Below are 1,096 nucleotides of genomic sequence, written 5' to 3'. Positions count from 1 at the left end.
TTCAGGTACTTAGATGTTTCAGTTCCCTGAGTTCGCTTCTTACACCCTATGTATTCAGGTGTAGATACCTTATTGATAATACCTAGAAATCTAAACCGTCCCGAAAGACGACTTAAACTTTCTAGGTATTTAAGGTGGGTTGCCCCATTCGGAGATCCATGGATCAAAGCTTATTCGCAGCTCCCCACGGCTTTTCGCAGCGTATCACGTCCTTCTTCGCCTGTGCATGCCAAGGCATCCACCAAATGCCCTTAAAACACTTCATCGTTCTCATTGCCAATGCTCATCAATATAGCTCACCCCAGAGGAGCGAGCGGAAGGGCTACCTTTTACAACCCAACCTTCTCATGATGCCATCAACGTGTTCGATCAGGCCACTTTATTGGAACCACGCCGAGCGGTTCACTTGTGTCCTGATCTTTAAGACCAGCTTCTCGAGATTAAATCCGGGTCCGCGCGGTTAGCAAACGGACATCAATAAGTCGTCAGAGGTAGTTCAGGAGCCAAGCCCCAAAACACCAACAACGACCGACCAGAGTGACATGCTTCCTACCTACTCCAGTTCTTCCTCCAGATCCGACCGGCTAGGTCATCCTTGGTATCATCAGAACCGGGCTCGGACATCTTTGGGTCAAAACCCAAAAATACCTGGAAGCATCCAGATCAATCTTCTCTTCACAATTTTGCAGAACAGGCACAAACGCAGATGCGTCGTGCAAACCTTTATTTCTTCAGAAGACAATACGACAGGGGAACCATCAAGTGGCTCACCCCGTAGGCCAGAGGCCGTCGCCGATCGTTCGGCGCGCCGTCCGCAGGCAGCGCTCAAAGAGCGCGCTCGCCGTGAGGACCAAATATGGTGGAGCTTAACGGGATCGAACCGTTGACCCCCTGCTTGCAAAGCAGGTGCTCTCCCAGCTGAGCTAAAGCCCCAATCGTTTCAACGGAGGCAAAAGCCAATAGGAATTAGCAAAAAGCCCGTCCATCAACACCATAATCCACACGATCTTATCGACTGCGTTCGCCACCCCGACCAGCACCACATTCACCAAGATGAATGGTGGGCCCGGGTAGACTCGAACTACCGACCCCACGC

Annotated in this window: 1 tRNA gene and 1 rRNA gene; both read right to left on the bottom strand. The window is 51.2% G+C overall.

The annotated features are described in order from the left end of the window. Window positions 1-266: ribosomal RNA gene (locus IFT66_RS23330) — 23S ribosomal RNA — on the bottom strand; the annotation flags it as partial. Between the two features lie 591 nt (window positions 267-857). Next, window positions 858-933, bottom strand: a tRNA-Ala gene (locus IFT66_RS23325). Window positions 934-1,096 lie beyond the last annotated feature (163 nt).

This window comes from Rhizobium sp. CFBP 13726, assembly GCF_014841925.1.
GTDB classification, from domain to species: domain Bacteria; phylum Pseudomonadota; class Alphaproteobacteria; order Rhizobiales; family Rhizobiaceae; genus Neorhizobium; species Neorhizobium soli.
This window is presented reverse-complemented; position numbering and strand designations above follow the sequence as displayed.